This is a genomic window from Olivibacter sitiensis DSM 17696 (assembly GCF_000427965.1).
Taxonomy (GTDB): domain Bacteria; phylum Bacteroidota; class Bacteroidia; order Sphingobacteriales; family Sphingobacteriaceae; genus Olivibacter; species Olivibacter sitiensis.
In genome coordinates this window covers 1-22,784 of sequence record NZ_ATZA01000026.1, presented here as the reverse complement: position 1 = coordinate 22,784, position 22,784 = coordinate 1, and the positions used below count along the sequence as shown (strand labels likewise).

Sequence of the window (22,784 nt, the reverse complement as noted above, 5' to 3'; positions counted from 1 at the left end):
ACTATTTCTTTTGCAATTCATGAACATACATCACTACCTTCCATCTCTCATCTGGAGAGAGCTGGGAAGCATGAGAGCCCATCAAATTTAATCCATAATATATGGTATGGTATATCTTACCATCCGATAAGTCCTTCATTGCTCCACCACGAGATGATGTACCGGTAGCATATGAAGGAGGTGGCGGAAACTTCTCCATGTTTACGATAGTTCCATCGCCATGTCCTTCTGGCCCGTGGCAGGGAGAACAAAAGGATTTGTAGAGCATCGCTCCATGCTTCAAATTGTCCTCGTTCCTTTCCAAAGGATTCTTCACTTCAGCACCAGCAGCCTCGTAGCCTTCCGGCGTATTAGGATAATTATCAAACCTTATAAATCCTACAGGTGTGGTTCCGGCAGGCGGAACCTGAGCCGTGGCACCGTTCAAAAAATTATCGTTGGGTTGATCAGGGTTATAGCCAATCGGGTCGTACATGTTCCTGGAAAATTCCCAACCGGTACTCCTTGTGGTCTTATTACCGCAAGAAGAAACGAGGGCAGAAAATACGACAGCAGCGAATGCAGCCCCAAACAATTTTGTCTTATTCATAGCTAACATACTTCCTTTCATTATGCAATACATCTACCGCACCTGCGTCTTTTAATAAGCTTTCAATTTCTTCGTGATTCGAATTTTCCTTCGCATCGATGGCTACTACAAAGCGATCGTCTGTAGCTCTCAAGTCCATTACACGTGGAGCGCGTCCTGGAAATAAATGGTTTCTAAAATAATAAGTAGCCACCATCCCCAAAGCACAAAACAGAATGGTCAATTCAAACGTAACAGGCACCCAGTCTGGCAAGGCCGCGGCAGGCTTACCCCCTATGATCATGGGCCAATCCTTATATTGCGTATAATAGAGCAAGCTGATACCTGACAATGTGCCAGTAAGCCCAAATATGAAGGCAGCTATAGGCAAGCGTGATGGCGGAACACCCAACTTAGCCTCGATACCGTGGATAGGCATAGGTGTATAGACATCATATATGCTAATATTCGCCTTTTGCAATTTATCAATGCCATCCATCAAATCATCTGGATGTTCAAAACTGCCCAAAATATATTTCGTATTACTCATCGCTATTATTTTGATAATTCCTTAATTTCCTCTTCAGAAACCGTATCGAATTTCTCTAGGGACTTTTGTAAAAATGCTACTTGTTCCGGATCTTGATGTCCTTCCTTCGCCAATTTCAATTTTTGCTGATAGCTTGGTCCGTTGAGCAATAACTTCACTTCCGCAATGGCTATGCCTGGCAATACTCTAAGGAATAACAAGAACAAGGTAAAAAACAATCCAATAGATCCAACGAATATGCCAACATCAGTCCATGTAGGATAGAACATCGCCCAACTTGAGGGAAGGTAATCACGGTGCAACGAGGTGACAATAATCACGAAACGCTCGAACCACATACCAATATTCACTACAATAGACAACACCCAGGAAATAGGGATGCTGGTACGAATTTTCTTGAACCAAAATAACTGCGGAGATATCACATTACAGGTCATCATCGCCCAATAGGCCCACCAATAAGGACCAGCAATACGATTTTCAAAGGCATACATTTCATATTCAGAACCTGAATACCAAGCGATAAATAGCTCGGTCAAATATGCAACTCCCACAATAGAACCCGTTGTCATGATAATCTTATTCATGGATTCAATATGGAACATGGTAATATAGTTCTCGAAATTCAAGACTTTGCGCATGATGAGCAAAAGCGTTTGTACCATCGCAAATCCGGAGAAGATAGCACCAGCCACAAAATAAGGTGGAAAGATGGTGGTATGCCATCCAGGGATGACCGACGTGGCAAAGTCAAAGGATACGATCGTGTGCACCGAGAGTACCAGAGGGGTAGAAATACCTGCCAAAATCAAAGATACAATCTCAAATCGTTGCCAAGTCTTTACAGAGCCATTCCAACCAAAGGAAAATATCGAATAAATTCTTCTTCTAAGTCCAGTAGCTCTATCGCGCACTGTAGCGATATCTGGCAGTAATCCTGTATACCAGAACACCAATGAAACCGTAAAATAGGTCGAGATAGCGAAGGCGTCCCATACCAGGGGAGAATTGAAGTTCACCCAAAGAGAGCCAAATTGATTGGGCAAAGGGAAAATCCAGTATGCCAACCAAGGTCGACCCATGTGAGCTACCACGTAGGTAGCCGCACAAATTACGGCAAAAATTGTCATTGCCTCTGCCGAACGGTTGATGGAATTACGCCAGTTTTGACGGAAAAGAAGGAGCACGGCTGAAATCAAGGTTCCCGCGTGACCTATACCTACCCACCAAACGAAGTCGGTAATATCCCAGGCCCAGCCCACGGTCTTATTCAAACCCCAAGCCCCTATACCGAACCAAAAAGTATAGCTTACGCTGAATAACCACAGTAATGCTCCCAACACAGCCAATGTAAAGCCAATCCACCAGGCTTTATTGGGCTTGTTCTCTACAGGTACGAGAATGTCATTTGTCACCTTGGCATAGGTAATATTCTGCCCGGTCACTAATGGTTCTCTGATTATGGATTCGTTGTGCGATGACATATATCTATTATTTCAATTAATCAATTAGGCTTCCAATGTATTTCTAACTTTTGTCATATAACCTACGTTTGGCTGAACATTGATTTCTTCCAACACATAGTAAACACGTTCGTTCTTCAACGCTTTTGATACTTCAGAATTCGGATCGTTCAAATCTCCAAAGATGATGGCATTTGCTGAGCAGGCAGACCCACAGGCCATAACAATATCGCCATCCTTTAGTGGCCTCTTTTCCATCTTGGCTTTCAGCTTACCCGCCTGTATACGTTGAATACACATAGAGCACTTCTCCATTACACCACGAGTACGTGAGGTCACATCTGGGTTTAGTACCAATTGCGTAAACTCATTATTTAAATAGTTGTCAAACCTGGAGTCATTCCAGTAATTGAACCAGTTGAAACGACGCACTTTGTACGGACAGTTATTAGCGCAATAGCGTGTACCAAAACACCTGTTGTAGGCCATATGGTTAAGCCCTTCGTTAGAGTGTACAGTAGCCAATACGGGACAAACCGTTTCACAAGGGGCATGATCGCAATGCTGACACATCATAGGTTGGTGAACCACGGACACATCATCCAGATCCTCTCCAGAGAGGGAAGCTAATTCTTTCTCCTTCGTAACCTCATTTCCTTCTACGTTGAAGCTGTAATACCGATCCACGCGCATCCAGTGCATTTCCCTTCTACGCCTCACTTCATCTCTACCCACTACAGGAATGTTGTTTTCCAAGTTACATGCCACTATACATGAACCACAACCCGTGCACGCATTCAAATCGATGGCCAATACCCATTTATGTCCTGGCGACTCGTATTTATTCCACAAATCGTATGTCTTGTGTTTAGTGCCATGATTGCCACTTCCGTGGGCAGGGTCATGCAAATAATCCTTAAAGCTAGTTTCGCGGACTACATTACGCCCTTCTATCGTATGGTGCGTCTGTGTTTGCGCCAAAATATAGCTATCGCCAGTTTTCTCAATCTTTGCCGTTGTATACAATACTTGCGCTCCATCTACAATTTTGGCAAAAGGATAAGCATTTTTGCCGATGTTATTGCCTGCTTTTCCTACCTTGGAACGGCCATACCCTACTGCTATGGATACAGTACCTTGAGCTTGGCCTGGCTGAAGCAACACGGGCAACTCTACAGTATAGCCATTCTCTCCTGTTACCTTAAGAACGTCATTTTCCACGATACCCAATGACTTGGCATAGGCAGGAGATATGGCTACATAATTATCCCAGGTAACCTTTGAAATAGGATCGGGCAATTCATGCAAGAGTGCGTTGTTGCCTTGCTTACCATCTCTTAAGGCAATACTTTGATAAAGCTGAACTTCTACGTCCTTAGCAAAGGATTTACTAAAGCTCAGAGCCTGTTGAGCAATGGAGTTTATATCCCCATTGAAAGAATAAGCTTGAGCAGCTACCTCTCCTTTATACTCAAAGCCCGTCTGAAGCATATCATCCCAGCTTCTTCCCGTTCCTGCAAGGATATTTTGTTCCCAATAAGCCCTCAAATAATCGTAATAATCCTGCTCGGATCCTGACCAGATTAACAAGCTTTGCTCATATTGCCTGGTATTGTAAACAGGATTGATAGTTGGCTGAACAATGGTATAATAACCTGTCAAAGCATTACCATCACCCCAAGACTCCAGATAGCTATGATTGGGTGCCAAAATGTCCATGTATACCGATGTTTCGTCCTCTCTGTCTGAGAATGAAATTTTGGTCTTAATCTTTTCCAATGCATCGGCCAATTTCTTACTGTCGTAATAGTCATAGGCAGGATTGGTGTTCAAGAAAAATGCTACGCCAACATTTCCAGCTTTGGCCTCATTCAAAAACGACTCAAAATCTGTATCATTACCTTTGTATTGGTAAGATGCATTATCGAGATCTATGGTATTGCCGTAATTCTCTAGCGCCACGTTGATCGCATTAACGAGTGACTGAACAGCTACGTTATTGCTACCTGCAACTACGACGGATTTTCCTTTTGCCTGCAAAAGCTCCTTTGAAGCCAAAGCGACCACTTTTTGTGCTTTGGCATTATCAGATCCTATTGCTCCAGCTACATTGTTACCAGTTATCGCGTTATATAAAGCAATCAAAACAGGCACTTCTTCTGAAACTTTGATAGGAATTCTCGCGTCCGCGTTCGAACCAGTCAAGCTCATTCCACTTTCAAATTGGATTAAACGAGACATCTTGCCGTTTTCCAAGGATTTATAATCCCTTTTTGAGATGAACTGCTGGGTATATTCTTCTCCAGAGAGCCAAGTACCGATGAAATCGGCACTCACGCTGACTATCACCTCTGCCTTATCAAAACGATAGTGTGGGATTACCGCCTTACCGAAAGAGTTTTGATTTGCCTTAATGATACCCGCATAAGACACAGAATCTATTTCTACCAATTTCGTGGTAGGGTATTTGGCAGTGAACTGCGCAATGAGCGATAATGCAGTTGGACTATTAAGAGTAGATGAAACGATTCTAATTTGCTTACCAGATGCATTGGCCTCGTCCAACGCGGCAATGACTGCCTTGTCAACTTTAGCCCAACCAGTTTCCCTGCCACCTATTTTAGGATCTTTAAGCTTATTAGTATCATATAAATCAAGTACAGAAGCCTGTGTTGCAGCATCGGTACCACAGTTGAGCAATTTTGCCGCTGGATTAGCCTCGATCAAGATTGGTCTTCCTTCTCTTGTTTTCACCAAGACGCTTTGACCGTTATAACTGGAGGCATAGTAATTAGGGATACCAGGAGTAACTTCTTCTGGCTTAATCAAATAAGGAATCGACTTATGAACAGGTGTATTCTGACAGGCAGCCAAACTGACTGCACCAATTCCAAAACCGAGTTTTTTCAAAAAGTCGCGACGCGGTGTCTTCTTTTCAAGACCTGGTCCTTCTAATACGTTCTCTATAGGAAGGGGTTCAGCAAACTCACTCTTGCTGTTTTCAACGAAAGCAGGTGTTTGTTGCAACTCCTCCAAACCTTTCCAATATTTTTTGTTGCTATCCATTTAAGCTATATATCTAAGATGCGTATTTTCTTTACTAAGTTCTATTAATAGTGGCACTTACCACATTCCAGTCCGCCTAATGATGCAGCAGTAATCTTGTCGCCTTCCTTCAGTTTATCATGTGCGGCAACAAGCTTATCATAGTAAGCATTATCCTTATGGTTCACTTCTGTTTCACGGTGGCAGTTCACGCACCATTTCATCGTCAATGGGGAAAATTGATATACTTCGTCCATTGTCTCGATAGGTCCATGACAATTCTGACATTCCAAGCCAGCCACTGATACGTGCTGCGAATGGTTGAAATAAGCAAAATCTGGAAGATTATGAATTCTGATCCATTGAATAGGCCTTTGATCTGGACCATAGTTTTGACCATCCCAATCTAAGGCGTCATAAATTTTTTGGATCTCTGGAGAAGTTTCTCCATTGTATTTATCGCTAGCTGTCACATATTTATGGCAGTTCATACATACGTTGGCAGATGGGATAGAGGCATTCTTAGACTTAAATGCTCCCGAGTGACAATACTGACATTCAATTTGGTTGATACCTGCATGCAACTGATGCGAGAACTTGATGGGCTGTACAGGTTGATACCCTTGGTGCACACCTACATCCCAAAGCGTCTTCCATCCAGCAGAACCTAAGAAAACGACCAACATGAGCACAGCAAAAAACACTAACCTTTTGTTCTTTGAGAGCACTTTCACCTTGTCCATGAGGGTTGGTCCTTTAGGCTCCTCCTCTTCATCAACTATTTCGATCTCTTTATTTACGATAATTCGTTCCAAAGTACGAATCACACGGTTCAAGGCAAAGATGACAAGCAAGGCAATTACAATGACGATTCCCAAGCCCACCAACATGAAGCCGCTCACATCGTTATTGTTTGCAGCACCACCTTCGGCAGTAGCCGATGCGGCAGGGGCCTGGCCAGCATCATCGATATAGGCCAGTATACTACGGATTTGGTCATCGGACAAGTCAGGGAAAGGCGTCATAGCCACTCGATTGTGTCCTTCAAAGAGAGCCACAGCCTGCTCGTCTCCAGAAGCCACCAAGGCCTGCGAGTTCTTAATCCATTTAAGCAACCATTCCTCGCTATAACGGTCATTAACGCCTTTAAGAGCTGGACCTACCATATCCGAATTAATGGCGTGACACGATGTACACTTTTGCTTAAACAGCGATTCCCCTTCCTTAACATCCTGAGCGCTGGCTGTTCCTATTGTCAGGCCAGTGGCCATAATCAACATTAAGGACTTGACAACACTTCTAAAAAGTAACGATATGTTTCTCATATTGAGAGCTTTATACTATTTAATTTGTAATGTAACCTTTTGAGCAATACAAACATGTAGGGTACACACCTGTATTTTTCCGTCCACAAAAGTATCATTTATTACATTATCCCTGACAATATTGTGACTTTAAAAATCAATTTATAACCATTCTAAATTGAACTGAAAAATGGCTTGGTAGCAAATTAAAACGTGTTTTTTTCTCCAAATGGATTTTGTTTAGTGATCATAAACAGGAAGCAAATTTGCCTCATAAGTTTCCGCCTACTTGCTTCTCTAAAATCTATTTATTAAACACGGCAGTATTGTGTTTCATCTCTGCCAAGGAGCATCATTACTTTACAAATTTTTTCTGTCTCCACGCCTTGCACTAGCTATCAATAAAAAAACCCATTGTCTATTCGATAATGGGCTTTCCTATATAAAATGGCTCGCCTTATTGCTTGAGCAACCACGCAAAAATAAGAGGGGCAACGATTGTGGCATCAGATTCGACAATAAATTTGGGTGTGTCTATATCCAATTTGCCCCAAGTAATCTTTTCATTTGGTACGGCACCCGAATAGGAACCATAAGATGTGGTGGAGTCAGAAATCTGACAGAAATACCCCCAAAAAGGAATATTCTGCATCTCCATATCCTGGTATAGCATGGGCACCACGCAAATGGGAAAATCTCCGGCAATACCGCCACCTATCTGAAAAAAGCCTATGGACTGCTTAGCGCTTTCTTTTACGTACCAATCTGCCAAATAAGCCATATACTCTATACCACTTTTTACGGTGGAGGCCTTTAGCTCATTTTTGATCACATAGGAGGCAAAAATATTGCCCATGGTACTGTCTTCCCATCCAGGAACTACAATAGGCAGGTTTTTTTCGGCTGCTGCAAGCATCCAAGAATTCTTCGGATCTATTTCATAATATTGTTCCAAAACACCACTCAGGAGCATCTTGTACATGTATTCATGCGGGAAATAGCGTTCACCTGCCGCTTCGGCATCGGCCCATATCTTATGAATATGCTGTTGTAAGCGACGAAAAGCCTCCTCCTCCGGAATACAGGTATCAGTCACTCGATTATAATGATTTTCCAATAAATCCCATTCTTCTTGCGGACTAAGATCTCTATAATGAGGCACTCGCTTATAATGCGAATGTGCCACCAAATTCATAATATCCTCTTCCAAGTTAGCTCCAGTGCAACTAATAATGGCAATTTTGTCCTGTCTGATCATTTCGGCCAATGATATGCCCAATTCGGCTGTGCTCATGGCCCCGGCCAAGGTCACCATCATTTTACCACCATTTGCCAAATGCTCTTCATAGCCTTTAGCCGCATCCATCAGGGCTGCAGCATTGAAATGTAAATAGTTTTTTTCTATAAATTGGGAAACCGGCCCTCTTTCTGTACTCATTTCAATTAAGTTAAAAATTTAACAGTTGCAAAGATAGGAATTTAATTGTTCGCCATGAGGCTAAAATTCCAATTGCATGAGAACACAACAGCCTCTTATGCATGAGGTAAAAAGAAAACATCATTACAATTTATGTTGAAAAACCTATATATTAGCCCTCGAAATGAAACACGTAAAGCTCCCTATCTTTATCTTATTATTAAGTTCATTTGCCTACAATTCGGCCTTTGCCTGGGGCATGACAGGCCACCGTATAGTTGGCGAAATTGCCCAAAGGAACTTGAACCGAAAGGCACAAAAAGCCATAAAAGCCATCCTAGGTAGTGAAGATCTAGCTATGTGCGCCAATTGGGCAGACTTTATTAAGTCAGACCCGACGTACAATTACCTGGCCAGCTGGCATTATATCAACTTCCAACAAGGCCTCAGCAAAGAAGCTTTCGACCTCGCCATACAAGCGGATACCCTTCCCAATGCCCACAATAAACTACTGTTCTTGGCGGATGAACTACAACATAACAACTCCTTGGATTTAGAAACCAAAAGGATGTATTTGAGACTCCTTGTACACATCGTAGGAGACATCCATCAACCAATGCATACCGGCAGACGAGAGGATTTAGGCGGAAATGAGGTGAAAGTCTTCTGGTTTGGACAAAGCAGTAATCTTCACCAAGTTTGGGATGAGAAGCTAATCGATTACCAGCAACTCAGCTACACAGAATACGCTACTTACTTAAACCACTGCAGCAAGCAAGAAATAAAAAACCTGCAGGCAGCACCCGTAGAACAATGGCTCTATGAGTCCTACCAAATCTCGGAGACGCTGTACCAAACTGTTCAACCCGAAGAGAAATTGAGCTATAGATACAATTTCGAGCATGTGGACGAACTGAACCAAAGTTTGCTAAATGGCGGCATTAGGTTAGCTGGACTTCTAAACAAGCTGTTTAGCTAATAGGACAGGCGTTTCAATTCCAATACTAGCCTCAAAAACGATAGATTTTCTCTGGGCATACCACCGCATCCATTGGTACATCATGATCTCCTACCAGCAATAGCTCGTCCATCACAGGGAATAATGAAACACCTACCTTCAATGTATCCTTTCTGCAACTTGCCAAAAAACGGTCGTAAAAACCTTTACCATATCCTAGTCGATGCCCCAAACTGTCAAAGGCCAGCAGCGGCACCAATACCATATCTATAAGCGATACCGGCACGGCATCACCCAGATGTTCGGTCGCTAACTCTGGTATCCCCCAATGATTTGTCGTCAATGACGTCCCATCAAGGAGCAAATGGTGCTCCAACGAACAGTCATCCATTACCTTTGGGATCACCAGACGCAAGTGGGGATGCTCTATTCGTAGCCAAGAGATAAAGGGAAACAAATCTGGCTCCATAAATTTAGCTATGGGCAAAAACAAGTGCAGGTAGGCCAATTGACCATAAGGCAGTACCTGAAGTTGCCGTATGAGCTTCGTGTTCAACGCCGTGTACTCGTCCGAAGTCAAGTTCATGCGTTTCTGCTTGTAAAGTTTCCGAGCTGTATATTTATCCAATGGCATTGGGCAAGGTACACAAATGTTCATAAACAAAAAACGGCCTTGGAGAGAGCTCCCCAAGACCGCCTAATCAACCTAAACCTAAAAACTTAATCAAAAAAACTATTGTTTAACACGTTCCAAATACGCACCGGTACGTGTGTCTACTTTTACCTTATCGCCTATGTTAATGAACAAAGGCACTCTAATTTCTACTCCTGTCTCTACCGTAGCGCTCTTAAGTGCATTCGTAGATGTATCTCCCTTTACAGCTGGCTCTGTATAAGTGATCTCCAGCTCCACTGTCGTGGGTGCCTGCGCCATAAGAGGTTCGTCGCTCTCAAAAGCCACCAAAACGTTCATACCTTCCTTCAAAAACTGTGCCGAATCGCCAAACAGGCTTTTAGGGATATTATACTGATCAAAGGTGTTATTATCCATTACGACAAAAAAGTCACCTTCTTCGTATAGGTATTGATAATCATTCGTTTCCACACGGGCAATTTCCACCTCTTCGTCTGTACGGAAACGGTATTCGACCAATTTCCCTGTTTTCACGTTTCGCATCTTGGCCTGGTAAAAGGCTCTTAAATTGCCAGGAGTACGGTGTATGTATTCGTCTACACTAACCAACTCACCATTAAAACGAAGGATGTTACCGGATTTTACTTCAGAAGCTTTTGCCATAATTCTTTAAATCAAAAAAACACAAACATCAAGTCTGCCATTTTGTGGCTGCAAATTTCGTTATTTCCCCCAACATTTGCAAGTCCGCCTTAAACACAAACGCAAGGATAGCAAGACAGCCAGAAGAAAACAGCAAGTTATTTATAATCAGAAATATGCAAAAGACTAGCACAAAAATCGTACTCATGTGACTGATTGGAACACACAACTACTAAGCGATTATCGGTAAATTTGCCGATCATTTCCCTATACCAGTCAAATCCATTTTTATCCAAATTGGAAGTGGGCTCATCCAAAAACAAGGCGGGCGTGTCAGAGCAAAAAGCAAGAGCCAGTTTGGTTCGCTGCTTCATGCCCGATGAGAAATAGCGAATCTCCTTATTGGCAGAGTTCGTCAAACCCAACAAATCAATTAAAGTATCTGTATTTAATCCACTCACCATTTTCTTAAACTTAAAATGAAAGTGTATCAGCTCTTGCAATGTAAACTCCTCTATAAGTTCCATATAGGGAGAGGCGAATGAAACATAATGATAGAAGCGGGAGGCTTCAATCTCCTTTCCCGCCATTGAATAACTCACCTTGCCTTGAGATACTTCTAGACTCGACAACAGTACTTGGAGCAATGTCGATTTACCAGAACCATTATTACCCAATATTGCGTAACTATGTCCTTGCAGAAAGTCAAAGTTGAGTCCTCGAAATATCCATTCTCGGTTAAACCTTCTCCCGACATTGTCCAGTTTAATCGTCAAGTTCATGCGCTACGCGATCAATTGGCTACATCCCCACTTTTCCCTGCCCGAATCCTTTCATCACCCCTCTGTTGGAATTACGGACAAAGTCCAAAATTTCGTCTCTGATTTCTGTGGGCTGACATTCTGTTTCAATGATATCCAATGCCTTTGTCAGGTTGTTGTTTTTCACGAACATGGTTCTATAGATATCCTGTATCTCATATATTTGCTCAGACGAGAAGCCTCTTCTCCTGAGACCTACGGAATTTATTCCTACATACGATAAAGGTTCCCGCGCTGCTTTGACAAACGGAGGTACATCCTTTCGTACCAACGAACCGCCAGCCACAAAGGCATGGGAGCCTATATGGCAGAATTGATGTATAGCGACCATACCTGCGAGGACAACGTAGTCTCCAACGGTAATATGTCCCGCCAAAGTGCTACTATTAGAAAAAATGCAGTTGTCGCCCACGATGCAATCGTGGGCTATATGACTATAAGCTTGTATGAGACAATTCTTGCCCACAACCGTTTTATAGCGGTCCTTTGTACCCCTGTTTATTGTGACACATTCCCGCACTGTCGTATTGTCACCTATTTCTGCGGTGGTCTCCTCTCCAGCATATTTAAGATCTTGAGGGGCACCACTGATAACAGCTCCCGGAAATATACGACAATTTTTCCCTATGCGTGCCCCGTCCATAATAACGACATTGGAGCCTATCCACGTCCCTTCCTCGATCACTACATCTTTATGAATAGTCACAAAGGGCTCGATAACCACGTTATCTGCTATTTTTGCCTGTGGGTGTATATATGCCAATGGCTGTATCATATTGCTATCTTTAATCTAGATTCTTTACTTTTACTATTTGGGCCATAAGCTCTGCTTCCACGACCACCTTTTCTCCTACCATTCCTACGCCTTTCATCTGTGCGATACCGCGCCTAATGGGTTGCATCAAATTACATTGAAAGATGATTGTATCGCCAGGAGTTACCTGGGCTTTAAATCGCGCATTCTCTATCTTGAGAAAGAGCGTGAGCCAATTTTCCGGATCTGGAACAGTATTTAGTACCAAGATGCCTCCTGTCTGCGCCATTGCTTCTATTTGGTACACACCCGGAAAAACAGGTGAACCAGGGAAATGCCCCATAAACAGATCCTCGTTCATAGTGACATTTTTGAGTCCTACAACGTGATTTTTGCTCAATTCCAAAATCTTGTCCACTAAGAGCAAAGGCTGCCTGTGCGGCAATATCTGCATGATCTGCTTAGTGTCATATACGGGAGTCATATTGGGATCATACACCTTGATATATTTTTTACTTTTCTCCCTTTTCATTTGAGCTTTAATCTTTTTAGCAAAAGCGACATTTGCCGCATGTCCTGGTCTCGCCGCCATAATATGGCCTTTCAAGGGCCTTCCAACGAGAGCCAAATCGCCTATCATATCGAGCAGCTTATGCCTTGCGGGCTCGTTCTGATGCCTGAGCTCTATATTGTCCAGTATTCCCTCTTTGGCAACGGAAATGTCTTCCCTGTTGAACAACTTGGCTAAATGCTTAAGCTCCTCACTTTTTACTTCCTTATCGACTACGACAATTGCATTATTCAGGTCACCTCCTTGTATCAGTCCGTGTTTAAGGAGCATTTCCAATTCATGCAAGAAGCAAAAGGTACGCGAAGAGGCAATTTCTTTCTTGAATTCACCGATATTTGAGATTGCTGCATGCTGGCTTCCCAAGACGGGAGAGTTGTAATCAATCATACAGGTGAGCCTATAGCCGTCAAGTGGCATCGCCACCATTTCCACTCTCCGATCTGCTTCAGAATAATGTATATTATGAGGTATCTCATAGTACTCTCTATCAGCGGCCTGGTCTTCATAACCTGCCTTCTCAATAGCTTGTGTATACAAAATGGCGCTGCCGTCCATAATAGGTACCTCTGGCCCGTCTATCTCTATCAACACATTGTCTATTTCCATTCCCACCAATGAAGCAAGCAAATGCTCCACAGTAGAGACGCTGGCTCCGTTTTGGCTAATGGTGGTCCCTCTTGAAGTATCGGTCACATTATCGACATCCGCTTCTATCACAGGCTGCCCCTTGACGTCTACACGTTTAAATTTGTAACCGTGATTTTCGGGAGCAGGCTTGAACACAAGTGTAGCTGGTTTTCCTGTATGCAAGCCAACGCCTGACAAAGTAAACTCTGTTTTTAAGGTCCTTTGTTTTGAATTCATTTTATTCTCTTAAACTATATTTCATGGGCAACTGATGCCCTATTTTTCTATTTATTTATTCCGCTCCGACTTGCGCTCTAGGTTTTCCACCCGCTTTTCCAGTTCGGGCAGATGAGATGCCACGACTTGCATGCGCATGTTCTTTTGGAATGACACTGCGGGAGTACCTGCCCATTTCTTATTTTCATCGACAATGGAACGATTTATTCCCGATTGTGCCTGTACTTGAGATCCATCGGCAATACTGATATGCCCAGCAATGCCCACCTGTCCTCCAAGTACCACGCCCTGGCCAACTTTCGTGCTACCGCTGATGCCCGTTTGAGCCGCAATGACCGTATTGTCTCCTATCTCCACATTATGGGCCAATTGGATCAAATTATCCAGCTTAACGCCATCGCCTATCACAGTACTTCCCATTGTAGCTCTGTCTATGGTGGTATTGGCACCCACTTCTACCTTATTGCCCAACACGACATTGCCTATTTGGCTCACTTTTTTATAAGCTCCATCCTCCTGCAGGGCGAAACCGAAACCATCACTTCCAATGACGCTGCCGGCATGTACTATCACCTTTTCTCCGAAGACACAATCGTGATAAACCTTCACACCGGGATAGAGCACGCAGTCATTACCAATACGCACCGCGTCACCTACGTACACATGTGGATAAATATGAGAATTATCCCCTATCACCGCATCCCTGCCGATATAAGCGAAGGCCCCGATATAGACGTTTTCGCCAATAGTGGCAGTTGGATGTATGAAATGAGGGTCTTCTCTTCCTACCCGATGCAAACGCAAAGCATTGTATTGCTCCAGCAATACCGAAAATGCCGAATAGGCATTTTTCACTCTTACCAATGTGGCTTCTACGGGTTTGGCTAACTCCAGATCCTCGTTGACTATCACGATGGATGCTCCTGTACTGTAAAGAAAATGCTCGTATTTGGGATTAGCCAAAAAAGAAAGTCCACCCTTCGATGCTTCTTCGATTTTCTCCAGGCGAGATATGGTGGCGGACGCATCGCCCTCGATACGCCCATTCAACAATTCGCCAATTTGTTTTGCAGAAAATTGCATTTGCAAATCTATCTCTTAATTATGTTAAACAAAATCTAATTTTCCCAAAGTGCGAAAGCCACGCTTTTGCTCATTTAAATCAACTCCTTAGGATAAGCTATCATGTATTTTTGAACCTTTTTCGAGAGCGCCTCCAAGTTAGATAAGTCCGATGCTTTTGTAATGTCGCGTATGCTCCCATCTTTCATCAATATATTGATATTGCCTCCCCCCACAGTATAGGCACTATTCACCACAGATTGGGTAAACACAAAATAGCTAATCACCTGTTCAGGAACATCGAACAAGGCCATTGCCCTGCCTCTCAAATCTGCGATACGCACCTCATCGGCAGGAGCTGAACTCAGCTCTACGTGATACAGCTTCCGCTGCATAAAGCGCTGACAGAGCATGGCAAGTACCTTATCGTTATGGCCAGCCCACACTTTTATGGAAGCCAACACGTCGGTATCATCCAATTGCGTGAACCAATGTAGGTGTATCTCATTGGACAAAAATTCCTCCTGACTAATTTGGTGTTCCAAGAAATGAGCCAATGCCGGGGTGCCAAACAAATATTCACCGCCCAAAAGCACTTCCCTTGCACGTTGCAATATTTTGATGAGCATTTGCTCGGCGCTAAGAACCGTTTTGTGCAAATATACCTGCCAAAACATCAGTCTCCTGGCAATCAAAAACTTTTCAATGGAATAAATTCCCTTTTCCTCCACCACCAACTCGTTGTTTGCCACCGTAAGCATACGGATGATCCTATCGAAACTAATGACCCCTTCGGATACCCCAGTAAAAAAACTGTCCCGATTTAGGTAGTCCATCCGATCTGTATCGAGCTGGCTGGAGACTAACTGATGCAGAAACTTCTTATGGTATTTGTCCTTGAAGATAGCTATCGCCAGATCTAATTTCCCGCCCATATCGCGATTCATCTCATCCATTATTAACGACGAAATATGCTCGTGCGATACACCCGTAACCAATGTGCTCTCCAGCGAATGCGAGAACGGCCCGTGACCTATATCGTGCAGAAGAATGGCAATAGCGGCAGATTCCTCCTCCTCGCTACTGATATCAATCCCTTTACTTTTCAATGTATCCAATGCAAGGCACATCAAATGCATGGCTCCCAAAGCATGCTGAAAGCGTGTGTGCAAAGCACCCGGATAGACTAAATGTGTTAAGCTGACTTGCTTTATATAACGCAAACGCTGAAAATACCGATGCTGAATAAGGTCGAAAACCAAGTCTGTGGGCACAGTGACAAAGCCATATACCGGGTCATTGATGATCTTTCTTTTATTCAGCATTATATAAACAACTCTTTAACAATCGACGGCAAATTTGCTATTTTTTGATTTAATTAACACCAAATCATCCAATTATTAGTAAATGAAGGAATGATTCCCGCCATAATCCATTTGAACACCACTAAAAAGTGAACACGACAAATCTATAACTCTGAAACAATTCTACCTGTTAATAATTGTTAAACACAGCAAAACAGGCAGATAAAAACGATTTATTGCGATTTAGATTTCTCCTGCGAAGACGAATTGAGCTGGCCCTTCCAAAAATATATCATGAAAAACAGTACCACTTCTCTCAAAGCTCACTTTCAAGTTCCCTCCCCTTGCTTTTACTGGTACCATTAGTGATCCAGTCTCCCCTCTATCCACTGCCATAGCGATAGCGACGGCCGTCACACCCGTACCACAAGCCAAGGTCTCGTCCTCTACGCCACGTTCATATGTACGCACGGCATAGCCCGTTCCTTGAGGCTCCACAAAGTTGACATTGATACCTTCTGCCTTATATACGTCGTTGTAGCGCACTTTCCGCCCTTCTTTAACAACATCGTAAGTATCAAGATCATCAACGAGCCGCACATAATGCGGCGAACCGGTATTAAGCACATAGTCATCGCCTTCTCTAGCAACGCTATTTACATCTATCATCTTTAGGCGCACCCATGTTCCATCCTTACTGAGCGATGCCTCATGTTCGCCATCTACGGCAATGAATCGCGTATTGTCTTCTATGATGCCCATATCATGGGCAAAAGCAACGATGCAGCGGCCTCCATTACCGCACATACTGCCCTCCCTACCATCCGCATTGTAATAGACCATTTTAAAATCATACCCTTCGGCGTTTTCCAACAACATCAAGCCATCGGACCCAACACCGAAACGCCTATCGCACCACTGCGCTATTCGTTCGTGATTGGTTCGCTCAAATTGCAAGTCACGGTTATCTATAACGATAAAATCGTTCCCTGCACCTTGGTATTTATAGAACTTAATGGGCATACTGCGTCATGAAATAAAAAGCCAAAAATAAGAAAAACCTTTCTATCTAAGGCAATGCGCGCGAAAGCAATTGACAGCACCACCTTAACGCCTGCCTGTCCGCTTAAAAAACAGGTTAATTGACTGAAGGGCATGTTCTATTCGTTTGGGGCCAATTCCGGATATTAGTTCATAATCTGCGCCCAATTCCTCTAGCTCCCGCTTCCATATTTCCAGAAAATAAGGTCTTTCTTCCGGGAAATCACGTAAAGGGTCGTCTTCCCAAGGCAGGTCGATATCCATCAGCAGATAAAAATCATATTTATGTGTATTGAGTTCTGCCTTTACTTCATTGGGGGTATCACCAAACAAGTGATCGCACCATATCTTGACCGTTAAGAACATGGTGTCACACACCATTATGCCCTTGTTCACAAACGGGACAAGGGCTCTTTCCAATGCCAACTGACCATAAAAAATATTCACTTCATCCTGCAAGGTGTATTTCCTATTCAGGTTCCGACAATACTCCCTGGCATACTCTGGTACAGCTACTGTATTGAAATGCTGTGCCACTGCCTGCGAAACCGTCGATTTACCCGTAGACTCGGGGCCTACAACAGCAATTTTCAAGAATGGCTTTCTTTCCATGTTTTTCTCCAATCCTTATAACCCAGCCATGCAATATAGCTAAGCATGGCATAAAGAAGTGCCGTCAAATAATATCCTTTGTACACAAATAAGGGTATATACAGAATATCTACTACCACCCACATCAACCAATTTTGCAACACCTTCCTTGTCATCAGAAACTGGGCCACAAAACTAATACTTGCAAGCGTTCCGTCTACATAAGCCACATCAGTATCGGTAAAATGAGCCAAAAAAGACCCTAACAAGAACGCGCCAACGGCCGTTATCAGCAAAATGAGTCCTATTTTTGATCTTGAAAAACTGACGATAGGTTCTTTGTGCTCCTGTTTTCTCTTCAGCCAATAATACCACCCATAAATTGCCGTAAAAAGATAATAGCCTTGAAGGGCCATTTCACCATACAACCTCCCTTCATAGAACAAGATGGCATAAGCCAGTACGCTGATTATGCTAATGGGCCAATTGAGAATATGCTGCTTTGCAGCCAAATAAATACAAGCAAAAGCGGAAACAACGGCAAGCCACTCGAGCCAGCTCGTGGCCATAAATTGTTCAAAAACCACGTCACACCACTCGCAAAAATTCATTTCGTAGGTAAATATATAGAAAAAACGTTCTTTACACGATTTTTGCTAATTTTGGCGGGTACATGCTGTCAAGATTGGCATCAAAGATTAGCATGCTAAGAATCATCAAACAACATTAATATTGCTATTATACTACAATGGGAAGAGCATTTGAGTTTAGAAAAGAAAGGAAGTTTAAACGTTGGGCTAAGATGGCCGTCCAGTTCACTCGCTTAGGCAAAGAAATTGCCATGTCAGTAAAGGAAGGCGGGCCACATCCAGAATCAAATTCCCGCTTGCGCACTGCCATACAGAACGCCAAGGCAGTGAATATGCCCAAGGACAGAATAGAAGCAGCCATTAAGCGCGCTTCGGAAAAAGACGCCGCAGGCTACGAAGAACATGTTTATGAAGGTTATGCCCCGCACGGTGTGCCTGTATTGATAGAAACCGCAACGGACAACACCAACCGCACAGTGGCCAATATAAGGAGCTACTTCAGTAAAGCTGGCGGATCGCTCGGAAAGACGGGTTCTCTAGATTTTATTTTCCAGCGCAAATCGATCTTTCGCTTTGCCGCTACGGACAACTTGGATCTGGAAGAACTGGAACTTGAACTTATAGATGGCGGGCTGGAAGAACTCTATGTAGAAGAGGACGAAGAAGGCAACGACGTAGTGGTAGTTCAAACCTCTTTCGAAGATTTCGGGAATATGCAAAAATTGTTGGAAGACAAGGGAATTGAAGTAAAAAGTGCCAAACTGGAACGTATCAGCTTGTCTCAAACAGAAATTTCCGAGGAAGCAGCAGCCGATGTTTTGAAGCTCATCGACAAGATTGAGGAAGACGATGATGTGCAAGCTGTATATCACAACATGGCATAATTTGAGTTTTGAGCTATGAGTTGCCCCTTATGCAACTCGCAGCTCGCAACCCACAACTAGATAATGACTTTTGAAGAATTTTTTCTCAAGAAAAAGATAGACCTTTCCTCGTTGGAGAGGAGTGATCCTTCTTTGTACAAAGAATTCAGGAGTCATTTTACCCTAATGGGCGAAAAGAGCTTTGACCACAGCAAGAAGTTCTGGTTCAACAAACTGCGCAAGCAGTATGTCCTTAGGGAAGATACGGTGGCCGCTTCCCAACCGAAAGGTCTCCACACAACGACTCCCAACCTCAACGACGATAAGGCTGATGTCAGCAAAGACGCTCCACAAGCTCCGAAACCAGCTGGGTTCAAACCTCGCTTCAAAGGGACCTCGTTGCCAAAACCAGCCGATCCCGATACTACGGAACCCATTATTGAAAAAGGGGAAACAAGCGCAAAACCTTCGGGCTTTAAACCCCGTTTCAATGCTGCCAAATTAAAGAAAGCAGATACAAAAGATGATGCTACTGATCAACATCCATTAACACCACCAGAAGACGCGCTTGCCGATAAAGACAAGGCAGAATCTTCAACAGAGGAAAGTCCAGAAAAGCCCTTAATGGGCAAGAAGCCAACGGGATTCACCCCGAGATTTAAAGCGGGAGTAACAAAGAAAACGGAGCCGCCCAGTGAGGAAAATGCCGCTTCCAAGCCAGAGGAAGCCAAGCCACTCGGCTTCAAGCCTCGCTTTAAGGCAGGGGTCACAAAGACCGAAAAGCATATAGAGGAAAACCAAGGAACCGACAAGCCCGAAGAGGATAAACCGACGGCGAAGCAAACACAGGAAACGCCTGCCAAACCGCTCGGCTTCAAGCCTCGGTTCAAGAGCGCAGGGAAAGGCCAGTCACCCGATGCTGCAGACAGCGAACAAGAACAAAAGTCCAAAGAAGACAATAGCGAGGGGGAGCAAGCGTCAAAAGACGACACGCCCAAATCAAAGCCTGTGGGTTTCACGCCCAGATTTAAGAAGAAAAATGACTAGTAACTGAACTGGAGATAATTGATATTCTTTTCGTTAGCCAAGTACTTCCTCTCATAGTAGGTTTTGATAGAAAGCACCTCGTTTACAATTTCCGATCGATATAAATCTTCTGTCTTTTTCAATAGATGTAAATCGAGTTCCAGTATTTTTTCCAGCGTGTAGGCATGAAGCCCGTCATTATCCGTTTTCAAGTTGACGGTACCTCCGGGCTTCAGGATTTGCTTGTATCTCTCTAAGAATGCGGGCGCTGTCAACCTTTTCTTTTCACGGCTTATTTGCGGCTGTGGGTCGGGGAAAGTAATCCAGATTTCATCTACTTCTCCACTGGAAAAATAGTCCAATATGTTTTCAATTTGAATCCGTAGAAAAGCGACATTTTGAATCCCTTCTTCCAAGGCTGTCTTCGCACCACGCCATATCCTATTTCCCTTATAATCTATTCCAATAAAGTTCTTTTCAGGAAATAACTTAGCAAGATTCACGCTATATTCTCCTTTGCCGCATGCCAATTCCAGTACAATGGGTTTGTCCTTGCCAAAGTGAGCCGCGGCCCACTGCCCTTTCATCACTTTTCCTTCATCAAGTTGCAATACGTTGGCAAAGGTTGCCACCTCGGCAAACTTTCTCAGTTTATCTTTTCCCATGCTAATTAATCAAGGCGACAAAAATACGCTTCTGCCCACAACTCCCGAAATTGATTTTTACATTAGCATAGTGGCAATTATTTCCAACGCCAATCTCCGGATATTCTAAGCGGCTCCTCCAGGTTGTTGCGTATCAGCATTTCCTTTACTTCGGCATCCGTTTGCCTCCTCACAGGGATTTCCGGCGCGTCGGCAAGCGCAAAGGCCAGCATCGAGCTATATCGTACAGTATTGGTCATTCCAGCCTTATCCACTAGGTCGAAAGTGTCGCAATCAGCATGGTAGCAATTTAGCACAGATTGCTCCAAATGGCCGTCGCTACCTCCTCCAGTGGGTATTCCTTGCAACATAAAGGGCTGATGATCACTATGAAGGCCCACCCCAAAGCGAAAACCATTCTTGAAGGAGGCATCAATCTTCTGCACCTGAGAACCTATATAGGAAAAGAGAGCCTTGCTTCCTTCCATACTGGAACTGAATCCCTTTGGATCATTAGTCATATCATAGTTGAGCATATACTTCACCTGGTCAATACTGCCATCGGCTATTGCTTGCTCTACATAAGCCTTTGAGCCCAACAGGCCTTCCTCCTCGCCCATGAACAGCACAAACTCTAAGGTTCTTTCAGGCTGCAATTTCAATTTTTTGATGGTACGGGCTATATCTATTACAGCAAAGGAACCTATCCCGTTATCTATAGCACCTGTTGCCAGATCCCAACTATCCAAATGTCCCCCAACCACTACCTTTTCTTCTGGATATTTACTTCCTTTGATTGAAGCGATGACATTTCTTGCCGTTATCATGCCAGACGTATTTGTCATTTTGATGGATGCAAACTCAGGATGCTCTTCCAGCGCCTGCTTTAGCTCCAAACCATCTTCACGGCCAATACAAACCGCGGGAATGGGGATCAATTTTCCAGTGACAGAAGCCGTGCCCGTCAACAAAATTCCTCCCGGAGCAGCATTGATCAATATAATCCCTTTTGCGCCATACTTTATGGCTAGGGCGGTCTTCTCTGAGCGATGCAATGACTTGGTCCCTTCAGGTGAGCCAGGCAATACACCTAAAAACGCCAATACAATCATATCTTTGGCTTTTCCTGGGTTAGACAGGTAGTCTGCCTCTACACCATTGCCCATATCTACAATCTCGGCTTCTACTTGGGAACTTACTGGCGAATGCGCCAGAGTAACCGCTTTAAAAGGCAGCATATTGTTGTTTTCTTCGCCAATCAGTACCTCTAGCGTCCCTCTACTCCAGCTTTCGGCGGTAAAAGGTTGAAAACGGACATCATCGAATCCATAGGATTTTAAGAGGTCGAAAGCATATTGCTCTGCCTTTTTCCCATTTTCCGATCCAGTAAGCCTATGCCCAATTTTTTTACTTGCGTCACCTAACGTCTGGTATGCTTTTGAGTTTTTTGTTACTTCTTTGTTTATTTGATCAAATGTGGCAGCCCATTCTGGCTTTCCTTGCCCAAGGGAAATGTGGAAAGCAAGCCCAAGGAACAATGTGGTAAAGGTATTTTTCATTTTCATAGCCAAACCTATAAAATTACTGGCAAAATGCAAAGAAAAGAGGCGTAAAATGAAAATTAAAGACTATTCAGAAAACCAATTTATTATGGCCCTTTACCGTCTTTTACTGGATCGATAGCCCATGATGATAGGTTTGCAAGCCGTAACTTATACCAAAATCCCGTTCGAGCCCTTTGAGCATTTACTTATTCCTAAATTAATTATATAGAATTAATTAAACATATCACTACTGACCGACAAAAAATAATTTAAGGAGCTGCCATATCTGGCAAGCTCCTTTTTTCATATTTTGGTTTTACGACAAACTAAAAATATGAGTGATAAAAATACAGAAAAGAAATTAGTCGGTCAGCCAATCTTCAAACAATTATTAGGTTTTATTCCAAGGAACAAATTTGAGATGCTTGTGAGCAAGCACCGGTCTGACCGCTATTACAAGACCTTTGATTCATGGACACAACTCATGACGATGCTGTTCGGAATATTCAGCCGATGTGATTCTATGGG

The 22,784-nt window shown here is 43.4% G+C and carries 22 protein-coding genes; 4 read left to right on the top strand and 18 right to left on the bottom strand.

All coding sequences use genetic code 11. The annotated features are described in order from the left end of the window. Position 1 precedes the first annotated feature (1 nt). The 6 genes from A37S_RS0113740 to A37S_RS0113715 form a co-directional block, all read right to left on the bottom strand. Positions 2-598 (bottom strand): c-type cytochrome, encoded by a 597-nt coding sequence (locus A37S_RS0113740; RefSeq protein ID WP_245586384.1) that lies wholly within the window; start codon positions 596-598, stop codon positions 2-4. Then, positions 582-1,118, bottom strand: coding sequence for a DUF3341 domain-containing protein (locus tag A37S_RS0113735; RefSeq protein ID WP_028297487.1), 537 nt, complete (start codon positions 1,116-1,118; stop codon positions 582-584). The genes A37S_RS0113740 and A37S_RS0113735 overlap by 17 nt, the downstream gene beginning before the upstream one ends. Before the next feature lie 5 nt (positions 1,119-1,123). Continuing rightward, complete coding sequence (gene nrfD / locus A37S_RS0113730) at positions 1,124-2,602, bottom strand: NrfD/PsrC family molybdoenzyme membrane anchor subunit (protein ID WP_028297486.1); 1,479 nt, start codon at positions 2,600-2,602, stop codon at positions 1,124-1,126. A gap of 24 nt (positions 2,603-2,626) precedes the next feature. After that, on the bottom strand, positions 2,627-5,647 hold the full coding sequence (locus A37S_RS0113725; protein WP_028297485.1) for a TAT-variant-translocated molybdopterin oxidoreductase: 3,021 nt from the start codon (positions 5,645-5,647) through the stop codon (positions 2,627-2,629). 44 nt (positions 5,648-5,691) lie between these two features. Continuing rightward, the gene (locus A37S_RS0113720) at positions 5,692-6,951 is read right to left on the bottom strand and encodes a cytochrome c3 family protein (RefSeq protein ID WP_028297484.1); all 1,260 of its coding nucleotides are present in this window, start codon (positions 6,949-6,951) and stop codon (positions 5,692-5,694) included. A gap of 436 nt (positions 6,952-7,387) precedes the next feature. Then, on the bottom strand, positions 7,388-8,368 hold the full coding sequence (locus tag A37S_RS0113715) for a deoxyhypusine synthase family protein (RefSeq protein WP_028297483.1): 981 nt from the start codon (positions 8,366-8,368) through the stop codon (positions 7,388-7,390). A 163-nt stretch (positions 8,369-8,531) separates the two neighbouring features. Between A37S_RS0113715 and A37S_RS0113710 the strand changes: the two genes are divergently transcribed. Beyond that, positions 8,532-9,326, top strand: a complete 795-nt coding sequence (locus tag A37S_RS0113710; protein ID WP_028297482.1) for a S1/P1 nuclease — start codon at positions 8,532-8,534, stop codon at positions 9,324-9,326. Between the two features lie 31 nt (positions 9,327-9,357). Here A37S_RS0113710 and A37S_RS0113705 read toward each other — a convergent pair whose 3' ends face one another. From A37S_RS0113705 to pnuC, 10 genes are all read right to left on the bottom strand, one after another. Beyond that, entirely contained in the window at positions 9,358-9,939 is a 582-nt protein-coding gene (locus tag A37S_RS0113705) for a 5-formyltetrahydrofolate cyclo-ligase (RefSeq protein ID WP_036602545.1), read from the bottom strand. 99 nt (positions 9,940-10,038) lie between these two features. Next, positions 10,039-10,602: an elongation factor P gene (efp, locus tag A37S_RS0113700; protein WP_028297480.1), complete on the bottom strand. Its 564-nt coding sequence runs from the start codon at positions 10,600-10,602 to the stop codon at positions 10,039-10,041. 137 nt (positions 10,603-10,739) lie between these two features. Beyond that, positions 10,740-11,363: an ABC transporter ATP-binding protein gene (locus A37S_RS0113695; RefSeq protein WP_342663600.1), complete on the bottom strand. Its 624-nt coding sequence runs from the start codon at positions 11,361-11,363 to the stop codon at positions 10,740-10,742. Positions 11,364-11,382: 19 nt separating this feature from the next. Further along, positions 11,383-12,177: an acyl-ACP--UDP-N-acetylglucosamine O-acyltransferase gene (lpxA, locus tag A37S_RS0113690; RefSeq protein WP_028297478.1), complete on the bottom strand. Its 795-nt coding sequence runs from the start codon at positions 12,175-12,177 to the stop codon at positions 11,383-11,385. A gap of 10 nt (positions 12,178-12,187) precedes the next feature. Next, entirely contained in the window at positions 12,188-13,591 is a 1,404-nt protein-coding gene (locus tag A37S_RS0113685) for a bifunctional UDP-3-O-[3-hydroxymyristoyl] N-acetylglucosamine deacetylase/3-hydroxyacyl-ACP dehydratase (RefSeq protein WP_028297477.1), read from the bottom strand. Positions 13,592-13,642: 51 nt separating this feature from the next. Continuing rightward, a complete protein-coding gene (gene lpxD, locus A37S_RS0113680) occupies positions 13,643-14,674 on the bottom strand; it encodes a UDP-3-O-(3-hydroxymyristoyl)glucosamine N-acyltransferase (RefSeq protein ID WP_028297476.1) in 1,032 nt (343 codons plus the stop codon). A 74-nt stretch (positions 14,675-14,748) separates the two neighbouring features. Next, a complete protein-coding gene (locus tag A37S_RS0113675) occupies positions 14,749-15,978 on the bottom strand; it encodes an HD domain-containing protein (protein WP_169719501.1) in 1,230 nt (409 codons plus the stop codon). Between the two features lie 222 nt (positions 15,979-16,200). Further along, the gene (dapF, locus tag A37S_RS0113670; protein ID WP_028297474.1) at positions 16,201-16,980 is read right to left on the bottom strand and encodes a diaminopimelate epimerase; all 780 of its coding nucleotides are present in this window, start codon (positions 16,978-16,980) and stop codon (positions 16,201-16,203) included. An 84-nt stretch (positions 16,981-17,064) separates the two neighbouring features. Next, the gene (locus A37S_RS0113665; RefSeq protein WP_028297473.1) at positions 17,065-17,610 is read right to left on the bottom strand and encodes an AAA family ATPase; all 546 of its coding nucleotides are present in this window, start codon (positions 17,608-17,610) and stop codon (positions 17,065-17,067) included. Further along, positions 17,589-18,200 (bottom strand): nicotinamide riboside transporter PnuC, encoded by a 612-nt coding sequence (gene pnuC / locus A37S_RS0113660; protein ID WP_051293185.1) that lies wholly within the window; start codon positions 18,198-18,200, stop codon positions 17,589-17,591. Before pnuC ends, A37S_RS0113665 begins: the two co-directional genes overlap by 22 nt. A 137-nt stretch (positions 18,201-18,337) precedes the next feature. Between pnuC and A37S_RS0113655 the strand changes: the two genes are divergently transcribed. Both A37S_RS0113655 and A37S_RS24750 read left to right on the top strand, forming a co-directional pair. Then, positions 18,338-19,063 carry a YebC/PmpR family DNA-binding transcriptional regulator gene (locus tag A37S_RS0113655; protein ID WP_028297471.1) on the top strand — a complete coding sequence of 242 codons (726 nt, stop codon included), beginning with the start codon at positions 18,338-18,340 and terminating at the stop codon, positions 19,061-19,063. A 63-nt stretch (positions 19,064-19,126) separates the two neighbouring features. After that, the gene (locus A37S_RS24750) at positions 19,127-20,089 is read left to right on the top strand and encodes a hypothetical protein (RefSeq protein WP_036602541.1); all 963 of its coding nucleotides are present in this window, start codon (positions 19,127-19,129) and stop codon (positions 20,087-20,089) included. On the opposite strand, the gene trmB is transcribed toward A37S_RS24750, so the two are convergent. Then, positions 20,086-20,733 carry a tRNA (guanosine(46)-N7)-methyltransferase TrmB gene (gene trmB, locus A37S_RS0113645; RefSeq protein WP_028297470.1) on the bottom strand — a complete coding sequence of 216 codons (648 nt, stop codon included), beginning with the start codon at positions 20,731-20,733 and terminating at the stop codon, positions 20,086-20,088. The two genes, A37S_RS24750 and trmB, sit on opposite strands and share 4 nt — an antisense overlap. A 77-nt stretch (positions 20,734-20,810) precedes the next feature. After that, positions 20,811-22,277 (bottom strand): M28 family peptidase, encoded by a 1,467-nt coding sequence (locus A37S_RS0113640; protein WP_245586383.1) that lies wholly within the window; start codon positions 22,275-22,277, stop codon positions 20,811-20,813. A 313-nt stretch (positions 22,278-22,590) separates the two neighbouring features. On the opposite strand from A37S_RS0113640, the gene A37S_RS24745 reads away from it, so the two are divergent. Continuing rightward, a partial coding sequence (locus tag A37S_RS24745) for a DUF4372 domain-containing protein (protein ID WP_036602274.1) occupies positions 22,591-22,784 on the top strand: 194 nt, incomplete at its 3' end.